Origin of the sequence: Allobosea sp. OAE752 (assembly GCF_050433265.1) — a bacterium.
GTDB classification, from domain to species: Bacteria; Pseudomonadota; Alphaproteobacteria; order Rhizobiales; family Beijerinckiaceae; genus Allobosea; species Allobosea spartocytisi.
The window spans coordinates 848,161-867,950 of sequence record NZ_JBNPXO010000002.1 but is presented as its reverse complement, the minus strand read 5'-3'; the positions used below and the strand labels follow the sequence as shown (position 1 = coordinate 867,950).

27 protein-coding genes are annotated in these 19,790 nt (G+C 66.0%); 2 read left to right on the top strand and 25 right to left on the bottom strand.

Annotation, left to right across the window (positions count from 1 at the left end; all coding sequences use genetic code 11):
* The 6 genes from GGC47_RS09120 to GGC47_RS09095 all read right to left on the bottom strand — a co-directional run.
* Positions 1-827: ATP-binding protein (locus GGC47_RS09120; protein ID WP_429067735.1), on the bottom strand; the 827-nt coding region annotated here is incomplete at its 3' end.
* A 187-nt stretch (positions 828-1,014) separates the two neighbouring features.
* Entirely contained in the window at positions 1,015-1,461 is a 447-nt protein-coding gene (locus GGC47_RS09115) for a hypothetical protein (RefSeq protein WP_142022599.1), read from the bottom strand.
* A 266-nt stretch (positions 1,462-1,727) separates the two neighbouring features.
* The gene (locus GGC47_RS09110; RefSeq protein ID WP_142022598.1) at positions 1,728-2,405 is read right to left on the bottom strand and encodes an HAD-IA family hydrolase; all 678 of its coding nucleotides are present in this window, start codon (positions 2,403-2,405) and stop codon (positions 1,728-1,730) included.
* A 73-nt stretch (positions 2,406-2,478) separates the two neighbouring features.
* Entirely contained in the window at positions 2,479-2,973 is a 495-nt protein-coding gene (locus tag GGC47_RS09105; protein WP_142022597.1) for a hypothetical protein, read from the bottom strand.
* 92 nt (positions 2,974-3,065) lie between these two features.
* Complete coding sequence (locus tag GGC47_RS09100; RefSeq protein WP_113254012.1) at positions 3,066-4,277, bottom strand: RluA family pseudouridine synthase; 1,212 nt, start codon at positions 4,275-4,277, stop codon at positions 3,066-3,068.
* Between the two features lie 129 nt (positions 4,278-4,406).
* Positions 4,407-5,993: an ABC transporter substrate-binding protein gene (locus GGC47_RS09095; protein WP_142022596.1), complete on the bottom strand. Its 1,587-nt coding sequence runs from the start codon at positions 5,991-5,993 to the stop codon at positions 4,407-4,409.
* 53 nt (positions 5,994-6,046) lie between these two features.
* Here GGC47_RS09095 and GGC47_RS09090 point away from each other — a divergent pair, with 53 nt between their 5' ends.
* Positions 6,047-6,502, top strand: a complete 456-nt coding sequence (locus tag GGC47_RS09090) for a hypothetical protein (protein ID WP_142022595.1) — start codon at positions 6,047-6,049, stop codon at positions 6,500-6,502.
* Positions 6,503-6,680: 178 nt separating this feature from the next.
* Here GGC47_RS09090 and GGC47_RS09085 read toward each other — a convergent pair whose 3' ends face one another.
* The 3 genes from GGC47_RS09085 to GGC47_RS09075 all read right to left on the bottom strand — a co-directional run bounded on the left by GGC47_RS09085 (position 6,681) and on the right by GGC47_RS09075 (position 9,700).
* Positions 6,681-6,860: a hypothetical protein gene (locus tag GGC47_RS09085; protein WP_142022594.1), complete on the bottom strand. Its 180-nt coding sequence runs from the start codon at positions 6,858-6,860 to the stop codon at positions 6,681-6,683.
* A gap of 99 nt (positions 6,861-6,959) precedes the next feature.
* Positions 6,960-8,267, bottom strand: coding sequence for a replication-associated recombination protein A (locus tag GGC47_RS09080; RefSeq protein WP_142022593.1), 1,308 nt, complete (start codon positions 8,265-8,267; stop codon positions 6,960-6,962).
* Entirely contained in the window at positions 8,264-9,700 is a 1,437-nt protein-coding gene (locus GGC47_RS09075; RefSeq protein WP_142022592.1) for a Do family serine endopeptidase, read from the bottom strand. Before GGC47_RS09075 ends, GGC47_RS09080 begins: the two co-directional genes overlap by 4 nt.
* Positions 9,701-9,851: 151 nt before the next feature.
* On the opposite strand from GGC47_RS09075, the gene GGC47_RS09070 reads away from it, so the two are divergent.
* Complete coding sequence (locus GGC47_RS09070; RefSeq protein ID WP_185747999.1) at positions 9,852-10,271, top strand: BLUF domain-containing protein; 420 nt, start codon at positions 9,852-9,854, stop codon at positions 10,269-10,271.
* A gap of 146 nt (positions 10,272-10,417) precedes the next feature.
* On the opposite strand, the gene rplQ is transcribed toward GGC47_RS09070, so the two are convergent.
* The 16 genes from rplQ to rplN form a co-directional block, all read right to left on the bottom strand.
* Positions 10,418-10,834 carry a 50S ribosomal protein L17 gene (gene rplQ / locus GGC47_RS09065; RefSeq protein WP_038365434.1) on the bottom strand — a complete coding sequence of 139 codons (417 nt, stop codon included), beginning with the start codon at positions 10,832-10,834 and terminating at the stop codon, positions 10,418-10,420.
* A gap of 115 nt (positions 10,835-10,949) precedes the next feature.
* The gene (locus tag GGC47_RS09060; protein ID WP_038365432.1) at positions 10,950-11,966 is read right to left on the bottom strand and encodes a DNA-directed RNA polymerase subunit alpha; all 1,017 of its coding nucleotides are present in this window, start codon (positions 11,964-11,966) and stop codon (positions 10,950-10,952) included.
* Between the two features lie 92 nt (positions 11,967-12,058).
* A complete protein-coding gene (gene rpsK / locus GGC47_RS09055; RefSeq protein ID WP_038365430.1) occupies positions 12,059-12,448 on the bottom strand; it encodes a 30S ribosomal protein S11 in 390 nt (129 codons plus the stop codon).
* 176 nt (positions 12,449-12,624) lie between these two features.
* Complete coding sequence (rpsM, locus tag GGC47_RS09050; protein ID WP_038365428.1) at positions 12,625-12,993, bottom strand: 30S ribosomal protein S13; 369 nt, start codon at positions 12,991-12,993, stop codon at positions 12,625-12,627.
* A 249-nt stretch (positions 12,994-13,242) separates the two neighbouring features.
* Positions 13,243-13,836, bottom strand: a complete 594-nt coding sequence (locus GGC47_RS09045; protein ID WP_112763126.1) for an adenylate kinase — start codon at positions 13,834-13,836, stop codon at positions 13,243-13,245.
* Positions 13,837-15,177: a preprotein translocase subunit SecY gene (secY, locus tag GGC47_RS09040; protein WP_038365424.1), complete on the bottom strand. Its 1,341-nt coding sequence runs from the start codon at positions 15,175-15,177 to the stop codon at positions 13,837-13,839.
* A 153-nt stretch (positions 15,178-15,330) separates the two neighbouring features.
* Positions 15,331-15,807 (bottom strand): 50S ribosomal protein L15, encoded by a 477-nt coding sequence (gene rplO / locus GGC47_RS09035; RefSeq protein WP_038365422.1) that lies wholly within the window; start codon positions 15,805-15,807, stop codon positions 15,331-15,333.
* A gap of 12 nt (positions 15,808-15,819) precedes the next feature.
* Positions 15,820-16,014, bottom strand: coding sequence for a 50S ribosomal protein L30 (rpmD, locus tag GGC47_RS09030; protein WP_038365420.1), 195 nt, complete (start codon positions 16,012-16,014; stop codon positions 15,820-15,822).
* A 10-nt stretch (positions 16,015-16,024) separates the two neighbouring features.
* Positions 16,025-16,582 carry a 30S ribosomal protein S5 gene (gene rpsE, locus GGC47_RS09025; protein ID WP_038365418.1) on the bottom strand — a complete coding sequence of 186 codons (558 nt, stop codon included), beginning with the start codon at positions 16,580-16,582 and terminating at the stop codon, positions 16,025-16,027.
* A 145-nt stretch (positions 16,583-16,727) separates the two neighbouring features.
* Complete coding sequence (gene rplR / locus GGC47_RS09020) at positions 16,728-17,090, bottom strand: 50S ribosomal protein L18 (RefSeq protein ID WP_038365416.1); 363 nt, start codon at positions 17,088-17,090, stop codon at positions 16,728-16,730.
* Positions 17,091-17,101: 11 nt separating this feature from the next.
* On the bottom strand, positions 17,102-17,635 hold the full coding sequence (rplF, locus tag GGC47_RS09015) for a 50S ribosomal protein L6 (RefSeq protein ID WP_038365414.1): 534 nt from the start codon (positions 17,633-17,635) through the stop codon (positions 17,102-17,104).
* 35 nt (positions 17,636-17,670) lie between these two features.
* Entirely contained in the window at positions 17,671-18,069 is a 399-nt protein-coding gene (gene rpsH / locus GGC47_RS09010) for a 30S ribosomal protein S8 (RefSeq protein WP_038365412.1), read from the bottom strand.
* Positions 18,070-18,082: 13 nt separating this feature from the next.
* Positions 18,083-18,388 carry a 30S ribosomal protein S14 gene (gene rpsN / locus GGC47_RS09005; RefSeq protein ID WP_112763125.1) on the bottom strand — a complete coding sequence of 102 codons (306 nt, stop codon included), beginning with the start codon at positions 18,386-18,388 and terminating at the stop codon, positions 18,083-18,085.
* Between the two features lie 35 nt (positions 18,389-18,423).
* Positions 18,424-18,990 (bottom strand): 50S ribosomal protein L5, encoded by a 567-nt coding sequence (rplE, locus tag GGC47_RS09000; RefSeq protein WP_038365408.1) that lies wholly within the window; start codon positions 18,988-18,990, stop codon positions 18,424-18,426.
* Positions 18,983-19,300: a 50S ribosomal protein L24 gene (gene rplX, locus GGC47_RS08995; RefSeq protein WP_038365407.1), complete on the bottom strand. Its 318-nt coding sequence runs from the start codon at positions 19,298-19,300 to the stop codon at positions 18,983-18,985. Before rplX ends, rplE begins: the two co-directional genes overlap by 8 nt.
* Entirely contained in the window at positions 19,300-19,668 is a 369-nt protein-coding gene (gene rplN / locus GGC47_RS08990) for a 50S ribosomal protein L14 (RefSeq protein WP_038365406.1), read from the bottom strand. Before rplN ends, rplX begins: the two co-directional genes overlap by 1 nt.
* Positions 19,669-19,790 lie beyond the last annotated feature (122 nt).

The window sequence follows — 19,790 nt, the reverse complement described above, 5'->3', positions numbered from 1 at the left end:
AACTCGACCGTGCCGGCCGAGTCGTAGTTCACCGCCTTGGCCAGCGCGACCGCCTGCTCGCCCATCTTGCGGCGGGTCGCTTCATCCAGCAGCGGCGACGGCGCCTCCTCCAGCACCTTCTGGTTGCGGCGCTGGATCGAGCATTCACGCTCGCCGAGATAGATGACGTTGCCGTGCTTGTCGCCGAGAACCTGGATCTCGATATGGCGGGGATCGACGATGAACTTCTCGACGAAGACGCGGTCGTCGCCGAAGGAGGACGCGGCTTCCGACTTGGCGCGGGCGAAACCTTCCGCGACCTCGCCCGAGGAATGGGCGATGCGCATGCCCTTGCCGCCACCGCCGGCCGAGGCCTTGATCATCACGGGATAGCCGATCTCGTCGGCGATGGTCACGGCATGCTCGGGGCTCTCGATGATGCCGAGGAAGCCTGGAACGGTGGAGACCTTCGCGGCAGCCGCCGCCTTCTTCGATTCGATCTTGTCGCCCATCGCGGCGATCGCCCCGGGATTGGGCCCGATGAAGACAATGCCGTTATCCTTCAGTGCCTGGGCGAAGGCCTCTCGCTCGGACAGAAAGCCGTAACCGGGATGCACGGCCTGCGCGCCCGTCTGCTTGCAGGCATCGATGATCTTGTCGATCAGCAGATAGGACTGGGCAGCGGGCGCCGCGCCGATATGCACGGCCTCGTCGGCCATCTCGACATGCAGCGCATCGCGATCCGCATCGGAATAGACGGCCACCGTCTTGATGCCCATGCGTCGCGCCGTCTTGATGACGCGGCAGGCGATCTCGCCACGGTTCGCGATCAGGATCTTCGTGAACATGCGTGGCCACTCCCGGCTTCAGACCAGACTGCAATAGCCGGGGTGTATGGGACGCCGCAACCGGCGTCCACCGATGCGAAAGTCGGCTATGGCATTGAACCGATACCATAGCCGGAAAATCGATCGCCCCCGTATCCGGCCGGATGCGGGGGCGATCGATACAAATCCGATGTGCGAAGATGCGCAGTCAGCTCGCCAGCAGGACCCGATGGGCCGCGCCGGTGCTCTTGGCCATGTTCTTGGCGGCCCCCTTGGCGAAGGCGAAGGACAAAAGCAGCTCGTCGCAATGCTCCGCCTCGCGGACGATCTCGAAGGCGATGCGCTGGGCGGTCGCGGTCGGCCCCTCCCCGGCCGAGAGCGTCGTTGCCAGCCAATGTGCCTTGTCGCGGTCGATGACGCCGGTCGGGCGGTTTTCCCAGACGGCGAAGTCGACGGTGAGCGCGACCAGATAATCTGCAAAGGCTGCGCAGCTCTTCGCCACCGCCCGGTCGAGAGCGACCAGGACATCGATGATGTCGCGCGTCAGGACGATGTCGCTCAAGATTTCGCGCTGAAGCATCTTGACGTCTTGATCGTCGATCGCGCGATGATCCATCACGCGATCGACGAATTCACGAAGCTCATGTCCGATCATGTCTGAACCCCTGTCCGGCGTTGTTTTGTGCCGGTACGTTCCTGCTGTGGGAACACCATGCGCCGGGGTCGGGAAGCAGGTGGTTAACGCGAAAATCTGAACGATTATTCAGGTTAAACGAGGCTGAGTCGATGTGGTTGCGAGGATGTTACCAGCGGCCGCTGACATAGCGACCAGCGGACCATCCCGCCGGCCGAAACGCACGTCGTTCGAGCCGGGGCACTTTCAGCCCCGGTGAGGGAGCACCGCTCTCAAGCTCGCCTCTCTTACGCGACGGCGGCCTGCGCCAGGCCCAGCGCAGCGGGCAGTTCGGTGATCTCGCGCAAGGCATGTCTCGCCCCAAGCGCGACGAGGCTCTCGACCGGCTGGAACCCCCAGGAGACGGCGACGGGAACGACGCCAGCCGCCACCGCCATCTCGATATCGAAGGAGCTGTCGCCGACCATCGCGGTGCGCCCGGCCGCGGCGCCCGTCTCAGCCATGGCATTCAGGATCATGCCGGGATGGGGCTTCGAGGGCGCATCGTCGGCCGACTGGACGGTATCGAACAGACCCTGCCAGCCATGACGCTCGACGATGAACTCGGCGCCCTTGCGTGATTTGCCCGTGGCGATGCCGAGCTTGAGGCCCGGCACGGACCTGAGCCGCACCAGTGTTTCCGCGACGCCGGGAAACAGCGGCTCGTCCAGCGACGGATCGGTCTGCGCCTGCAGGCGCATGGCGCCGAAGACCTCGCGATAGGTCAGCGTCAGCACATCGTCCGGCTTGTCGATCCCGGCGAGGCGCGCCAGCGCGATGTCCAGCGTCAATCCGACGATCCCAAGCCCCGCCTCACGGCCGGGATGCGCCCGGCCGCAACGCTCGAAGGTCTCGTATTGCGCACCGAGGATGATCGCCTCGGAATTGATCAGCGTGCCGTCGAGATCGAAGATGATGAGATCCATGCCGGCGCTTTAGCGCGGATCGCGACGCCGAGCTATGGCCTGCGGCTCATGGCGCCATCCCGCCGGAAGTCCCTCAGCCCCTGGCTTCGCGGGCGCAGGCGTCGATCGCCTTGCGCAGATCGGCCCCGTCGAGCCCCTTGGCGCGCGCCTCCTTGCGGCATTCGGCCCGCTGCGCGAGGTCGGGGCGCTTGGCGTTGAAGCAGGCGGTCAGCGCCGCGATCCGCTCCGAACCTGCCAGCTTGCGCGCATCGACCTCGTCCTTGCAGGCGGCTCGGGCCGCGACCGCGGTCGGCTTGCCGTCCCGCGTCACGCCGTCCTGCGCATAGAGCTGCACGCCCGGAAACTTGCCCTGCATGCACAGCCGCATCGCCGCGCGCAGATCATCTCCCGACAGCGCGACGTTCTCGGCAACGCAATCCTGCCGCGCCCTGGCGCGCTCGGCCCGTGGCACGGGCTCGTCCGAAGATGCCGCGACGGCCGGCGCCGCAGGTTTCATCGGCGCGGTCTGGGCCTGCGCGGCAGCCGAAAGGCCCAGAGCGATAGCGGAAACGATCACGATCAAACGCATGGACAAGCCCCCTTCCCCAAAAGAGAACATAATTAGAACAGAAATCGATCCGTTCCGCAACTGTTCTCCTCCCTTTCCGGGAAAGGAGTGCCCTATTCGTCCGGGGCCTCGACGATCGGATCGTAGGGCGCGTCATCGAAGCCGAGCAGGTTCCAGCTCTGGCGCATATGCGGCGGCAGCGGCGCGCTGACGTCGATCGTGCCCTTGCCGCGCGGATGCGGCAACACGATCCGCCGCGCCAGCAGATGCAGCTTGTTCTGGATGCCGCCGGGCAGTTCCCAGTTCTGGATGTTGAAATATTTCGGATCGCCGACGATGGGATGGCCGATATGGGCGGCATGGGCGCGCAGCTGGTGGGTGCGGCCGGTCACCGGTTTCAGCGACAGCCAGCCGAGCTTCTGCGCCGCCGTCTCGACGATGGCGTAATAGGTCACGGCATGCATCGCGCCGTCCTCGCCATGCTTGGCGACAGCCATCCGCTGGTCGCCGTCATAGGCCTCCTCGCGGGCCAGATAGGTCGAGATGCGGCCCTGCTTGACGCGCGGCACGCCCGCCACCAGCGCCCAGTAGACCTTGCGGGCCGAGCGCGACCGGAAGGTCTTGGCGAGCGTCGCGGCGGCGAAGCGCGACTTGGCGATGACGAGGCAGCCGGCCGTGTCCTTGTCGAGCCGGTGCACGAGGCGTGGCTTCTGGCCGTCCTTGTCGGTCAGGGCGGCGAGCATGCCGTCGACATGCCGCGTCGTGCCCGAGCCGCCCTGCACGGCGAGCCCCGCCGGCTTGTTGAGGACCATGACGTCGTCGTCCTCATAGAGCGTGATCGAATGCAGGAAGCCGATCGTGTCGGCATCGGCCTTAGCCGAGCGCGGGCGCTCCGCCTGCTGCTCCAGCTTGAGCGGCGGAATCCGCACGGTCTGGCCTTCGCTGAGCCGGTCCTTGCTGTCGGCACGCTTGCCGTCGACGCGCAGCTCGCCCTTGCGGACGATGCGCTGGATATGGCTGAAGGAGAGTTGCGGGAAGCGCGTCTCGAGGAAGCGGTCGATCCGCATCTCGTTCTCGTCCGGCGTCACCACGAGTTGCTGGACGCCGGTGGAGAGAACCTGGGCCGTCTCGGCCTTCACCTCGGCGCGCGTGCGCTTCGGCGCCTCGGGTTTCGCAGCCGGGCGCGATGCCCGCGCCATGGGCTCGCCGCCCTCCGCCTTCGGTCGGGCAGCGGCGCGACGGCGCGCGTCATGACTGGGGCGCTTGCCTTTCGCGGGGCCAGCGCCGGGCCTGCCGCCCCTGGCTCCCTTGCCACCGGATTTCATGAACGGCCTCCGGAGCGGCACCGGCCGCAGCTTTGAAGAATGTGCTGTTGCATGGGTGAGCAATAGCCAGCGCCACGAGCCGGCACAAACAAATTCCGGAGCGGACAGGGGCTCGGCGGTCCCGGCGGCTCACCCCTTCCTGATATTGGTGAAAACCGGCACGCCGTTCAGCATGCCCGTAATGCCCTTTCGATAGGCAACCGGCTGGAAATATTGCCCGGCCGGAACGTAGGGCACGTCCTGCATCGCCTGGAGCTGAATTTTCTCCGCGATCGCCTTCTGCCCGGCGAGATCGGGCGTCTCGAGCCATTGCGCGCGCAAGGCTTCGATCTCGGGGCTGGTGGGCCAGCCGGGGCCTGCCTTGACGCCGTTGCCGCGCAGCGGCGAGTTGGTCGCGGGTGAGCCGAGATCGAGCCCCGACCAATAGGTGACGTAGCAACTCCAGCCGCCCGCCTCGACGGGATCGCGCTTGGTGATGCGCTGCAGGACGGTGCCCCAATCGGCCGCGACGAAATCGACATTGGCGCCGATCCGCCGCAGCATGTCGGCGGCGACCTCCGCCACCTGCGAGATGCGCGGCACGTCCTGCCCGGACAGGAAGACGATGCGCTCGCCCTTGTAGCCCGCTTCGGAAAGCTCGCGCTTCAGCGCCGCATGGTCCTTCGCCGCGCCCAGCGCGCCGATACCGGCGTCGGACGCCATCGGCGAGCCCGAGGGAAAGAAGCCCATCGTCGCGCGCTTCACCGCGGGGTCGCCGCCACAGACGGCATCCATGCAGGCTTCCTGATCCAGCGCCTTCAGGATCACCCGCCGGATCGCAGGGTTGTTGAAAGGCGGCTGGAGATGGTTGAGCCGGATCTGCCCGGCCATGCCCGTCGGGTCCTTGACCTCGACGACGATGTTCGGGTCCTTGCGCAGGATCGGCAACATGTCGATCAAGGGCTGCTCGACCCAGTCGATCTCACCGGCCTGCAGGGCGCTGATCGCCGTCGCCGGGTCGGGCATGACGACGAACTCGACGCGGTCGAGATAGGCGATGCGCGGCCCGGCGGTGAAGCTCGGCTTGCCGTCCGCACGGGGCACATAGCCCTCATGGCGCGCATAGACGTGCCGGGCGCCGGGCACGCGCTCTTCCTTCACATAGCGGAACGGTCCGGAGCCGATCGCCTCGGGGATCTGCTTGAACGGATCGGTTTGCGCCAGATATTCGGGCATGATCGCGGCGACGAGAGCACTCGGCCGCGCCAATGCCGCAGGCAGATTCGGGAATGGCCTGTTCAGCCGAAACACGATGGTGCGGTCGTCGGGCGCCGAGATCTCGTCGGTCGCCGCCATCAGCGACTGGCCGAAGGCGTCGCGTGCGCCCCAGCGCTTGATCGACGCGACCGCGTCGCGCGCCAGGACCTTGCTGCCGTCATGGAAGACGAGGCCGGGCCTCAGCGTCAGCGTCCAGCGTTTGCCGTCTTCCGCAACGACATGTCCCTCGACCATCTGCGGCTGCGGTTGCAGCGTCTCGTCGAGGCCATAGAGCGTGTCCCAGACCAGCAGCGCATGGGTGCGGGTCGAATAACCCGTCGTCCAGATCGGGTCGATGATCGCGACATCCGAATAGGGCACGAAGCGCAGGGTCTTCGCGCCTTGGGCGCGCGCCAGTCGCGGCATCGGCAGCAAGGCCGTCGCAGCAGCCGAACCCTTGAGAAACCGGCGTCTGTCCATCTTGTTCTCCCCCTCGCGATGATCGTGGCGTCACCGCAGATCGCCAGCAAGAGATGCGCCAGAGACGATCGGCGCCTAAACAAATTCCGCCGCAATCGCCCGCTCTGTTCCGCGCCTTGGCGAAGCAGGTCGGCCGACCGACACACGGGAAGACGGATATGGCAACGAACGGGGTTTTGCGGGTGTGGCTCGGCTTCGCCTTCGCATCGGCCGTCACCATGGCCGGCTCTGCCGCAGAGGCCCAGCAAGGCCGGGCGCCGGACTGGCCGACCGAAAAATGCAATCGCTACAGAACGGCTTACGAGCAGGCCTTGAATCGACAAGGCAAGTCCGGGCTGAGCCCGGATTTCCTCGCCAGCCACGATGCTTTCCTCGCAGCAAACTGCCAGGCCCGCGCCGAGGTCTGCGCGCGCAGCAAGGAGGAAGTGGCTCTCGCCAACACGCTGACGCTGATGGCGATGAATCGGGGCATGTCCGGCACGTTCCTGCCGTTCTATTGCCGGAGCTGATTTCTTTGGAGCCTGTTTGGAGATGTGAGCCCTCATCCTGAAGAGCGCCGCAGGCGCGTCTCGAAGGATGCTTCAGATGTCTCCGGAGCCTGCTGGATCATCCTCCGAGACGCCCTTCCCTCCGGAATGGCTCCTCAGGATGAGGGCTTGGGGCGTATCCAAACAGGCCCGCGCGCCTTCAGCGCTTCAGACGCGCCCGCAGCAGCGGCAGGACATAGAGCTCGAAGGCAATGGTGAGGACGATGAAGACCAGCGCGATCGCGAAGGCGACGATCCAGTAGGAGACGTCCTCCCGCGAGACGAACCAGCCCGCGATCACCGAGGGAACGAAAAGCAGCAGGCGTGCCAGCAGAACCATCGTCGAGATCCGTCGGATGCCATCCGCAGAAGCGGCGGATGACCTCATCTGGATCAGGTGGCCGTGAAAGACAAGCGACCGCCGCCTCGATGCCTCGCTCTAACTGCCCCGCTCCTGACGCCGCTTCTCCCAGAATTCCAGCCGCTTGCGGATTTCGCGCTCGAAGCCGCGCTCCGGCGGGTCGTAGAAATGCTGGCGGCCGAGCGCGTCGGGCCAGTAGTTCTGTCCCGAGAAGGCGTCCGGCTGGTCGTGGTCATAGGCGTAATCGGCGCCGTAGCCCTCCTCACGCATCAGCCGGGTCGGCGCGTTGAGGATGGTTTTCGGCGGCATCAGCGATCCCCGCTCCTTCGCCACCCGCACCGCCGCCTTGTAGGCGGTGTAGGCGGCGTTCGATTTCGGCGCCGTGGCGAGATAGATCACGCAATTGGCCAGCGCGAGCTCGCCTTCCGGCGTGCCGAGCTGCTCGTAGGTTTCGGCAGCCGCCCGCGCATGGAGGAGCGCCTGCGGATCGGCAAGCCCGATATCCTCCACCGCCATCCGGACCAGACGACGCGCCAGGAAGCGCGGATCCTCACCGGCATCGAGCATACGGGCGAAATAATACAGCGCCGCATCGGGATCGGAGCCGCGGATCGTCTTGTGCAGGGCCGAGATCAGGTTGTAGTGGCCGTCCTGCGCCTTGTCGTAGATCGGCGCGCGGCGCTGGATCACCTCCGACAGCCCATGCTCGTCGAGGATTTCGCCGGGCTTCGCCGCCCGCCAGATCTCCTCCGCCAGGGTCAGCACGGCGCGCCCGTCGCCATCGGCGAAACGGGCCAGTGCCAGCCGCGCCTCCGGCGTCAGCGGCAGCTCCCGGTTCTCCAGCACCTCGGCGCGGCCGAGCAGGAAGAGCAGCGAACCCTCGTCGAGCGCCTTGAAGGTCAGGACGCGCGCCCGCGACAGCAAGGCCGCGTTGAGCGCGAAGGACGGGTTCTCGGTCGTCGCGCCGATCAGCGTGATCGTTCCGTCCTCCATCACCGGCAGGAAGGCGTCGAGCTGGGCGCGGTTGAAGCGATGAATCTCGTCGACGAAGAGCAGCGTGCCCTTGCCGCCGAGCCGCCGGCCGCGTGCCGCCTCGAACACCCTCTTCAGGTCGGCGACCCCTGAGAAGATCGCGCTGATCTGCTCGAAGCCGAGATCGACGAGGCCGGCGAGCAGCCGCGCCACCGTGGTCTTGCCGGTGCCGGGCGGCCCCCAGAAGATCAGGCTGCCGACCGTGCCGGAGGCGACGAGCCGCGTCAGCGCGCCGTCAGGGCCGGTGAGATGCTCCTGCCCGGCCACCTCGGCGAGCGTGGTCGGCCGCAGGCGGTCGGCGAGCGGGCGCGGCCCCGCCTTGTCGAGGCCGGAGGCCGAGAAGAGGTCGCTCACCCGGGGAAGACCGAGGTGATCGTCTGGCCCTTGCGCGAGATCGTCACCTCCCAGGCGCGCCGGCGATCCTTGAGGATGGTCTCGACGTCGCGCGAGGTCGCCATCCGCTCGCCGTTGAGCGCCATGATGATGTCGCCCTTCTGGAAGCCGATATTGGCGCCCGCGCTGCCCTCCTCGACCTCGCCGACGACGACGCCCTCATTCGCGGTTTCCATCGAGAGCTCTTCTGCGACGGCCGGCGAAAGATTCATCACCGTCAGCCCCGCCAGCGGCGAGCGGCTGGTGAGCTTGACCGCGTCGCGCGGGCGGCTTTCCGGCGCCGCCACGAGCTTGACCGGAATCGAGATCCGGTTGCCGCCGCGCAGCACGGTCAGCATGGTCGTGCCGCCGATCGGCCGTGTCGCGAAGCGGTAGCCGAACGCCTCGGGATCGTCGACCGCGGCCCCGTCGACGGAGAGAATGACGTCGGAGCGGCGCAGGCCCGCCAGGTCCGCCGGCCCCTTCTCCACCACGCTGGCCACGACGGAGCCCGCCGGCCGGTCGAGGCCGAGGCCGTCGGCGACATCGGTCGTCAGCGCCTGCAGGCGCGCGCCGAACCACGGGCGCTTGACCGTGGTGGCACCGGCCTTGGCGCTATCGACGACGAGGCGGACCATCGCGGAAGGAATGGCGAAGCCGATGCCGACGCTGCCGCCCGAGCGCGAATAGATCGCCGTGTTGATGCCGACCACCCGGCCCTTCATGTCGATCAGCGCGCCACCGGAATTGCCCGGATTGATCGCCGCATCGGTCTGGATGAAGGACTGGGCATCGCCGACGCCGATCTGCGTGCGCGCGAGCGCCGAGACGATGCCTTGCGTCACGGTCTGGCCGACGCCGAAGGGATTGCCCATGGCGAGCACGATGTCGCCGACCTGCAGTTCATCGGTATCGGCCAGCTCGATCGCGGCGAGGTTCCTGGTATCCGCGACCTTGAGCACGGCAAGGTCGGTGCGCGCGTCGCGCAGCAGGATCTTGGCCTCGACCTCGCGCTTGTCGGCGAAGGCGACCTTGACCTCGCTCATGTTCTCGATGACGTGGTTGTTCGTCACCACGAGCCCGGCCTGCGCATCGACGATGACACCGGAGCCGAGCGAGCGCTGCACCTGCTCGCGCGGCACGCCGAAGCCGCCATCGCCGAAGAAGCGGCGGAAGAACGGATCGTCCATGAACGGGTTCTGCGGCCGCTTCTCGACGCGGGCGCCATAGACGTTGACCACGGAGGCGGCGGTTCGCTTCACCAGCGGTGCGAAGGAGAGCGTGATCTGCTCGCGCGCCTCGGGCACCTGCCGCGCCTGGCCGAGCGCCGGCCAGGGCGAGACGGCGGCACCCAGCGCACATGCGAACACGGCGGCGGCCAGCCTCCTGCGATGTCCTGAGAAGCGTTCGATCATGCTGTCCTCGTCGTAAAACAAAAGCCGCCTGCCAAAATCGGAGTTGCAGCGGCCAGCCGGGCATCCTTCATTATACCCGTCTCGACGCTCGCAGTTCCTCACCGACATGTCGTGCAACTCATGCGGCTTCGCAAGCCACCAGGGAAAACTCATGAGCCTGATCCGGCTTGTTTATGCCAGCCACAGCCTGCTCGACGATTCAAACCGACGCGAGGAACTGGGCGGAATTCTGTCGAGCGCTCGCCGCTTCAACGAAGCAAACGACATCACCGGCTTCCTGCTCGCCACGCGCGGCGCCTTCGCGCAGGTGCTGGAAGGCGAGGCTGTTCGCCTCAGTGAAACCTATGCCCGGATCGAAGCGGACCCGCGCCATACTGGCCTGCAGGTTCTCTCTCGAGCGCCCGTCGCGGAACGTCTTTTCGCCGGCTGGACGATGGGCGTGGCCGAGCATGACGAGACCACGCAGTTCATCTTCGGGCTCTATGGCGTGACGCCGGAAACCGATCTGCCGACCCAGCCTGTCGACGCGCTGCTCGACCTCGCCGGGGAGCTGGCGCGGCGGCCGGACTGAGAGCCAGCACCCCGGCGGCCGGCTTTCCAAGCCTCTCTGTCTCAGAGACCGCAGCAAGCTCCCACGGCTCGCGCACCAGAACGAAGTCCGGCGAATAAAAAAGGGCGGCCCGAAGACCGCCCCTTTCAAATCGGTGATTCGGCCGATCAGGCCGCTTCGTCTTCAGCCGTGAACACCGGACCGGAGTCCTTGCCCTTGGCCTCGACGTCGCGGTCGACGAACTCGATGATCGCGAGCGGGGCGTTGTCGCCGAAGCGGAAGCCCGCCTTCATGATGCGCAGATAGCCGCCATTGCGCTCCTTGTAGCGCGGGCCGAGTACCGCGAAGAGCTTGCCGACCAGCGCGATGTCCTTGATCTGGGCGATCGCCTGACGACGAGCATGCAGGTCGCCGCGCTTGCCGAGCGTGATCAGCTTCTCGACGACCGGACGCAGATCCTTCGCCTTCGGCAGGGTGGTGGTGATCTGCTCGTGCTTGATCAGGGCCTGGGCCATATTGGCGAACATCGCCTGGCGATGCTCGGCCGTGCGGTTGAAACGGCGACCGCGAAATCCGTGACGCATTGTTTGGCTCCTTCGTTGCTTACGGCCGCCGTGCCACGGTACGGCCGTTCGTTATGCTCCGGCTGGGAATAGCCGGGCGGGGTTGGCGCGGGATGCCTCCCGCGCCGGTTGAAACTCAGTAGTGCTCTTCGAAGCGCTTGGCGAGCTCTTCGATGTTCTCCGGCGGCCAGCCCTGGACGTCCATGCCCAGGTGCAGGCCCATGGTCGCCAGCACTTCCTTGATCTCGTTCAGCGACTTGCGACCGAAGTTCGGGGTGCGCAGCATCTCGCCCTCCGACTTCTGGATGAGGTCGCCGATATAGACGATGTTGTCGTTCTTGAGGCAGTTGGCCGAACGCACCGAAAGCTCGAGCTCGTCGACCTTCTTGAGCAGCGCCGGGTTGAAGGGCAGCTGCGGCGCGGTCGAGACGGCCTCTTCCTTGCGCGGCTCCTCGAAGGTGATGAAGACGGCGAGCTGATCCTGCAGGATGCGGGCGGCGAGCGCCAGCGCGTCCTCGGGGCTGACCGAGCCGTTGGTCTCGATCGCCAGCGTCAGCGAATCCTTGTCGAGGTTCTGGCCCTCGCGGGTGTTCTCGACGCGGTAGGAGACCTTCTTGACCGGCGAGTACAGGCTGTCGACCGGGATCAGGCCGATCGGCGCGTCCTCGGGGCGATTCTGCTCGGCCGGGACATAGCCCTTGCCGGTGTTGACCGTGAACTCCATGCGGATCTCGGCGCCCTCGTCGAGGGTGCAGAGCACGAGCTCGGGGTTGAGGATCGAGACGTCGCCGATGGTGTTGATGTCACCGGCGGTGACGGTGCCCGGGCCCGACTTGCGCAGGGTCATGCGCTTGGGACCCTCGCCCTGCATCTTGATGGCGATGGCCTTGATGTTCAGGACGATGTCGGTGACGTCCTCGCGGACGCCCGGAATCGAAGAGAACTCGTGCAGAACGCCGTCGATCTGGACGGCGGTCACCGCCGCGCCCTGGAGCGACGACAGCAGCACGCGACGGAGCGCATTGCCGAGCGTCATGCCGAAGCCGCGCTCGAGCGGACGCGCGATCACGGTGGCCTGACGCTTCGGGTCGTCTCCGACCTTCACTTCGAGCTTGTTCGGCTTGGAAAGATCCTGCCAGTTCTTGCTGATCACGACCGCACTCCTGGTGCTGAATTCATCTGGCGGCCACCGCCGCCCCGGACAGGCGCCCGCCCCTGCGGGCGCCTCTTGCAATGGACTTCGCGTCAGACGCGACGGCGCTTGCGCGGCCGGCAGCCATTGTGCGGGATCGGAGTCACGTCGCGGATCGAGGTCACGGTGAAGCCCGCGGCCTGCAGCGCGCGCAGCGCCGACTCACGGCCCGAACCCGGACCCGTCACCTCGACCTCGAGGGTGCGCATGCCATGCTCGGCAGCCTTGCGGGCGGCGTCCTCGGCCGCGACCTGCGCAGCATAGGGGGTCGACTTCCGCGAACCCTTGAAGCCCATCGTGCCGGCCGACGACCACGAGATCGTGTTGCCCTGCGCGTCGGTGATGGTGATCATGGTGTTGTTGAACGAGGCGTTCACATGCGCGACGCCGGAGACGATGTTCTTGCGTTCGCGACGACGGACGCGGGTGGCTTCCTTGGCCATGGTTCTCTTTCTTTCATCCTTCAGGCGCGCCCGTCATTCCAGGCGCTGGGGAGAGGTCTTCCCGCCGTCATGCCCGGATTTGATCCGGGCATCTCTGGCAGGAGAAGGCGCCAAAGGCGCCCTCGTCACACGATCCTCGGAGCAAGCCCGAGGACGACGTTCGGCTCAGCCGAACATCACTTCTTCTTGCCGGCGATCGGCTTCGCCTTGCCCTTGCGGGTACGGGCGTTGGTATGCGTGCGCTGGCCGCGGACCGGCAGCGAGCGGCGATGGCGCAGGCCGCGGTAGCAGCCGAGGTCCATCAGGCGCTTGATGTTCATCGAGACTTCGCGGCGCAGATCGCCCTCGACGAGGTAGTCGCGATCGATCGCCTCGCGGATCTGAAGCACTTCGGCGTCGGTCAGCTGGTTGACGCGACGCTCGTCGGCGATGCCGACCTTCGCGCAGATTTCCTTGGCCTTGGCGGCGCCGATGCCGTGGATGTACTGCAAGCCGATGACGACGCGCTTGCCGGTGGGAATGTTAACGCCCGCGATACGAGCCATGGTCTCTTCTCCATGTCTGCCGGGAACCCGATGGCCCCGCGGCCTGTGAAAGAAGCCCCGCGTCCGGTGGAGGCCGGCCCATGCAGGACGTTGAACGGTTCCACGCGAGAATGCGACGTCGCCCCTTCTCGCGAAGGTAACGGCATCGCTCTCATGAAACCGGATGGCGGGTCGTTAGCGACTCATGGCGCAAGAGTCAACCTGCGCCACCCAAGATTCATGCCAAGCGCTGGTGATCGCGCCTGGCCTTCAGCTCCGCGCCGTCTCCGAGAGCGCACTCTCGATCGCCGCGGAAACATCGTCGATGGCTTGCATGCCGTCGATCGGCGTGAGCTGGCCGCGCTTCTCGTAATAGGGAGCGACCACGGCGGTATCGCGGTTATAGGCTTCGAGCCGGGTCTTGAAGACCTCCGGATCGTCATCCTTGCGCACCGGCTGCCCGGCCGCCCTCGCCTCCTCGGCGCGGCGGACGATCCGATCGACCAGCTTCGTCTGGTCGACCTTGAGCTCGAGCACGGCGTCGAGCTTCAGCCCCTTGCCCGCGAGCATCTCGTCGAGCGCCTCGGCCTGCGCCAGCGTGCGCGGAAAGCCGTCGAGGATGAAGCCCGTCTTCGCATCCGGCTCTTCGATGCGGTCGGCGACGATGCCGATCACGATCTCGTCCGAAACGAGGCCGCCGGCATCCATCACCGCCTTGGCCTTCTGGCCGACAGGCGTTCCCGCAGCCACCGCGGCGCGCAGCATGTCGCCGGTCGAGAGTTGCGGAATGCCATGCTTCGCGACGATGCGCGCCGCCTGAGTGCCCTTGCCCGCCCCCGGCGGCCCCAGGAAAATCAACCGCATTTAGCGCCTCGCTCCTCGCAACTTGGCCTTCTTGACCAGCCCCTCATACTGATGGGCCAGCAGATGTCCGTGAATCTGCGCCACGGTATCCATCGTCGTCGTCACCACGATGAGCAGCGAGGTGCCGCCCAAAAGGATGATCGGGATCTGAGCATAGGTGATCATGAACTCGGGGATAAGGCAGACGATGGTCAGATAGCCCGCGCCCAGAACCGTGATGCGCGTCAGCACGCGGTCGATATGCTCGGCGGTGCGCTCGCCCGGCCGAATGCCCGGCATGAAGCCGCCATGCTTCTTGAGATTGTCCGCCGTCTCGACCGGATTGAACACGATCGCGGTGTAGAAGAAGCAGAAGAAGATGATCAGCGCGACATAGAGCACCATGAACAGCGGCCGGCCATGGGCGAGATAGGTCGAGATCGTCGAGACGAAGCCGGTACCGCCCTGCGCCTGCGAGAAGCTGGCGATCGTCGTCGGCAGCAGCAGCAGCGACGAGGCGAAGATGGGCGGGATGACGCCCGAGGTGTTGAGCTTCAGCGGCAGGAACGAGGTCTGGCCCTCATACATGCGGTTGCCGACCTGGCGCTTCGGATAATTGATCAGCAGGCGCCGCTGGGCGCGCTCCATGAAGACGCAGAAGGCGATGACGCAGATCGCCATCACCAGGATGCCGAGCAGCAGCCCGGTCGAGATCGCGCCCTGGCGGCCGAGTTCAAGGGTCTGGGCGAGCTGCGCCGGGAATTCGGCGATGATGCCCGAGAAGATGATCATCGACGTGCCGTTGCCGATGCCGCGGCTGGTAATCTGCTCGCCGAGCCAGAGCAGGAACATCGTACCGCCGACCAGGGTGATCGTGGTCGAGAGCAGGAAGAACGGCCCGGGTTCGAGCACGAGATTGCCCGAACCTTGAAGACCCACGCCGATCGCATAGGCCTGGAACACGGCCAGCACCAGCGTGAGATAGCGCGTGTACTGGTTGAGGATCTTGCGGCCCTGCTCGCCTTCCTTCTTCAGCGCCTCGAAGGTCGGGATGACGCTGGAGAGCAGCTGGACGATGATCGAGGCCGAAATGTACGGCATGATCGCCAGCGCGAAGATCGCGAGCCGGCCGACGGCGCCGCCCGAAAACATGTTGAACAGCCCGAGCACGCCGGACTGGGTCTGCTGCCGGAAGAGGTCGGCCACCGCATCCGGGTTCATGCCGGGCAGCGGGACATAGGTGCCGAGCCGGTAGACGATCAGCGCGCCCAGCGTGAACCAGATTCGCTTCTTGAGTTCGTCCGCCTTGGCGAGCGCCCCGAAGTTGAGGTTTGCCGCTAGCTGTTCAGCCGCCGATGCCATGCGCCGGATCCCTGGGTCTCAGTCGATATTGAAGCACGCCGTCGGCTGAAATCGCGGAGCGTTTTCCAGGGGCGCACTGTGCGTCAAACAGTCGAACGGCGGCCAAGGCGCATGGCCCGGCCGCCGTTCGCAAACGTCATGTAGTCGTTCGGATCACGCCTGTGAAGCGGCGGCCAGAATCTTGATCGAACCGCCGGCCTTCTCGATCGCGGCGACGGCCGATTTGGACGCGCCGGCAACCTCGAAAGCGAGCTTGGTCTTGAGCTCGCCGACGCCCAGGATCTTGACGCCGTCCTTGGCCTGGCGGGTGATGACGCCCGCGGCGACGAGCGCCTCGATGGTCACCGCGCCCTTGGCGTCGAGCTTGCCCGCCTCGACAGCCTGCTGGATGCGACCGAGGTTCACCTCGTTCAGATCCTTGGCGAAGAGGTTGGTGAAGCCGCGCTTCGGCAGGCGACGATACAGCGGCATCTGGCCGCCTTCGAAGCCCTTGACCGCCACGCCGGCGCGAGCCTTCTGGCCCTTGACGCCACGCCCGCCGGTCTTGCCCTTGCCGGAGCCGATGCCGCGGCCGACGCGGATGCGCGACTTGGCCGCGCCTTCGTTGTCACGAATCTCGTTGAGTTTCATGTGTCGCCCTCCTCAATTCGCGTCGACGACGCGCACGAGGTGCTTGACCTTCTCGACCATGCCACGCACCGCGGGGGTGTCCTGGAGGGTCGAGCGGCGGCGGATCTTGTTCAGGCCGAGACCGATCAGGGTCTGGCGCTGGGTGGCGTCGCGGCGGATCGGGGAACCGATCTGCTCGACGATGAGAGTCTTCTCAGCCTTTGCCATCGAACCCTCCTCACGCTTCCGCGGCCGCATCCGTGCCGGCATCGCGGCGACGGGTCTGCAGGGCCGAAACCTTGAGCGAGCGACGGGCCGCGACCGAGCGCGGGCTGTCCTCGTTCTTCAGCGCGTCGAAAGTGGCGCGCACGAGGTTGTACGGGTTGGAGGAGCCGAGCGACTTCGACACGACGTCCTGCATGCCGACCGCCTCGAAGACGGCGCGCATCGGGCCGCCGGCGATGATGCCGGTACCGGCCGGAGCCGCGCGCAGCACGACCTTGCCGGCGCCGTGGCGGCCCTGCACGTCGTGATGGAGGGTACGGCCCTCGCGCAGCGGGATGCGGACGAGACCGCGCTTGGCGGCTTCCGTCGCCTTGCGGATCGCCTCGGGAACTTCACGGGCCTTGCCGTGGCCGAAGCCGACGCGGCCCTTCTGGTCGCCGACGACGACGAGTGCGGCGAAGCCGAAGCGACGACCACCCTTCACCACCTTGGCGACGCGGTTGATGTGGACGAGCTTATCCACGAATTCGGAATCTTCGCTATCCCGACGCTCACGCGGCTCTCTAGCCATCTCTACCTCTTACTTGCGCGGTCGAAGCTCGAAGCCTCGCCGCTCGCTCGAGCAAATCCCCGCGAGCCTCATTGCCGCGGGGAAGCCTGAAAACGAGTGCCGCCGGGACGACGCGCGAGCGCCGTCCCGGCGAACCCCGGTATCCTCAGAAGCTGAGGCCGCCCTCGCGGGCCGCCTCGGCCAGGGCCTTGACACGGCCATGGTACATATAGGGACCACGGTCGAAGACCACGTCCGTCACGCCGGCCTTGACCGCACGCTCGGCGACGAGCTTGCCGATCTGGCCGGCCGCCTCGACATTGGCGCCGGACTTGATCTGGGCACGCACGTCCTTGTCCATCGACGAGGCGGAAGCGAGGGTGACCCCCTTCACGTCGTCGATGACCTGGGCGTAGATCTGCTTGCCGGTGCGGTGCACCGAGAGGCGCGGGCGGCCATTGGCGACCGCCTTGATCGCGCGGCGGACGCGGGCCTTGCGGCGCGCAGTCACATCGTTCTGCTTGCTCATGGCTGGCGTCCTTACTTCTTCTTGCCTTCCTTGCGGAAGATGAACTCGCCGGCGTACTTGACGCCCTTGCCCTTATAGGGCTCGGGGCCGCGATAGTCGCGGATTTCCGCGGCGGTCTGGCCGACGACCTGCTTGTCGATACCGACGACGACGATCTCGGTCGGCTTCGGCGTCGTGATCGCGACACCGGCCGGGATTTCATAGTCGATGTCGTGGCTGTAGCCGAGCGACAGCTTCAGCACCTTGCCAGCGACAGCGGCCTTGTAGCCGACGCCGTTGATCTCGAGGCGCTTCTCGAAGCCGGCGGTGGTGCCGATCACGAGGTTGTTGATGCGGGCACGCGAGGTGCCCCAGAGCGCGCGGGCGCGCTTCGACTGCGAGCGCGGCTGAACCGCGATCGAGCCGTTCTCCATGGCAACCGAGACGTCCTCGGGAACCTCGAAGGAGAGCTCGCCCTTCGAGCCCTTGACCTTGACGAGCTGGCCGGTGACCGAGGCGGTGACGCCCGCGGGAACCGAAACCGGCTTCTTTCCGATACGAGACATTGGATCTCTCCTGAAGATGAGCGGCGCCTGTCGGGTCAGAAGACCCGGCAGAGCACTTCGCCGCCCACGTTCTGCTCGCGGGCCACATGATCGGCCATCACACCCTTCGGCGTCGAGACGATCGTCACGCCGAGGCCGTCGGCCACGCGCGGCATGGTCTCGACCGACGAATAGACGCGGCGGCCGGGCTTCGAGACACGCGAGATCGACCGGATGACCGGCTGGCCCTCGTGATACTTCAGCTCGATGTCGAACTCGGTCCGGCCGTTGCCGAACTCGGTCGTCGAGTAGCCGCGGATGTAGCCTTCGGTCTGGAGCACGTCCAGAACGCGGGCCCGCAGCTTCGAGCCGGGGGTGGACACGCGGGTCTTGCGACGCATCTGCGCATTGCGGATGCGGGTCAGCAGATCGCCGAGCGGATCAATGATTGTCATTGTCCTGTCCTCCTCACCAGCTCGACTTCACGAGGCCAGGAACCAGCCCCTTGTTGCCGAGTTCACGCAGCGCGACACGCGACATCTTGACTTTGCGATAGAAGGCGCGCGGACGGCCCGTCACCTCGCAGCGATTGCGGATGCGGTTCTTCGCCGAGTTGCGCGGCAGTTCGGCAAGCTTCAGGCGAGCAAGGAAGCGCTCGTCCATCGGCTGGCTTTCGTCATTGGCGATCGCGAGAAGACGAGCCCGGCGGCCGGCGAATTTCTTCACCAGCTTCCTGCGACGCTCGTTGTTCTCGACGGAGCTTTTCTTAGCCATCGATCTCTCCTGGTTTCCGCGTTTGAACGGTCAGTTCACTGCCGGAACGGGAAGTTGAAGTGCTTGAGCAGAGCGCGTGCCTCGTCGTCCGACTTCGCAGTCGTGCAGACGATCACGTCCATGCCCCAGACCTGGTCGACCTTGTCGTAGTTGATCTCGGGGAACACGATGTGCTCCTTGATCCCGAGCGCGAAATTGCCGCGCCCGTCGAACGACTTCGGGTTCAGGCCCCGGAAGTCGCGCACGCGCGGCAAGGCGATGGTGACGAGCCGGTCGACGAACTCGAACATCTTGGTCTTGCGCAGCGTGACCTTGCAGCCAACCGCCATGTTCTCGCGCAGCTTGAAGCCGGCGATGGCGAGGCGGGACTTGGTAATAACCGGCTTCTGGCCGGCGATGAGGGCGAGATCGCCCGCAGCGTTGTCGACCTTCTTGCGGTCGGCCGTGGCTTCACCAACGCCCATGTTGATGACGACCTTCTCGATGGTCGGCACTTCCATGACGTTCTTGTAGCCGAATTCGGCGATCATCGCGGGACGGACGACGTCCTCGTAATGCTTCTTCATGCGCGGCGAGAGAGCCGCCTGCTGAGCCTCAGCCATCGATCAGATCCCCCGAACGCTTGGCGAAACGAACCTTGCGGCCGTCTTCGAGCACCTTGAAACCAACGCGGGTCGCCTTGCCGTCCTTCGGATCGGCGACAGCGATGTTCGACAGGTCGATGGTGGCCTCTTTCGAGATGATGCCGCCCTCGGACGTCTGCGACTGCTTGGTGTGGCGCTTGACGAGATTGACGCCACGCACGACGGCGCGAGCATCCTTCGGCATGACCTGCAGCACTTCGCCGGTCTTGCCCTTGTCACGACCAGCGAGCACGACGACCTTGTCGCCCTTCTTGATCTTCGCAGCCATCACAGCACCTCCGGCGCCAGCGAGATGATCTTCATGTGGTTCTTGGCGCGCAGCTCGCGCGGAACCGGTCCGAAGATACGCGTGCCGACGGGCTCCTTCTGGTTGTTGATCAGCACGGCCGCATTGCGGTCGAAGCGGATCACCGAACCGTCCTGGCGCTTGACGTCCTTGGCAGTGCGAACGACGACCGCCTTCATGACGTCGCCCTTCTTCACGCGACCGCGCGGAATGGCTTCCTTGATCGAGACGACGATGATGTCGCCGATGCGGGCATAGCGCCGCTTCGACCCGCCGAGAACCTTGATGCACATCACGCGACGGGCGCCCGAATTGTCGGCGACGTCGAGATTCGTCTGCACCTGGATCATGGCCTTGATCCTTCCAATCTGTGTATCAGCGCGGTTTCCCGGCCAGCATCAGCGCTGGCGGGGACTACGACTGACGGGGGTCGATCGCCCCCTGGCCTCAAAACAAACACGGTCCGCAAAAG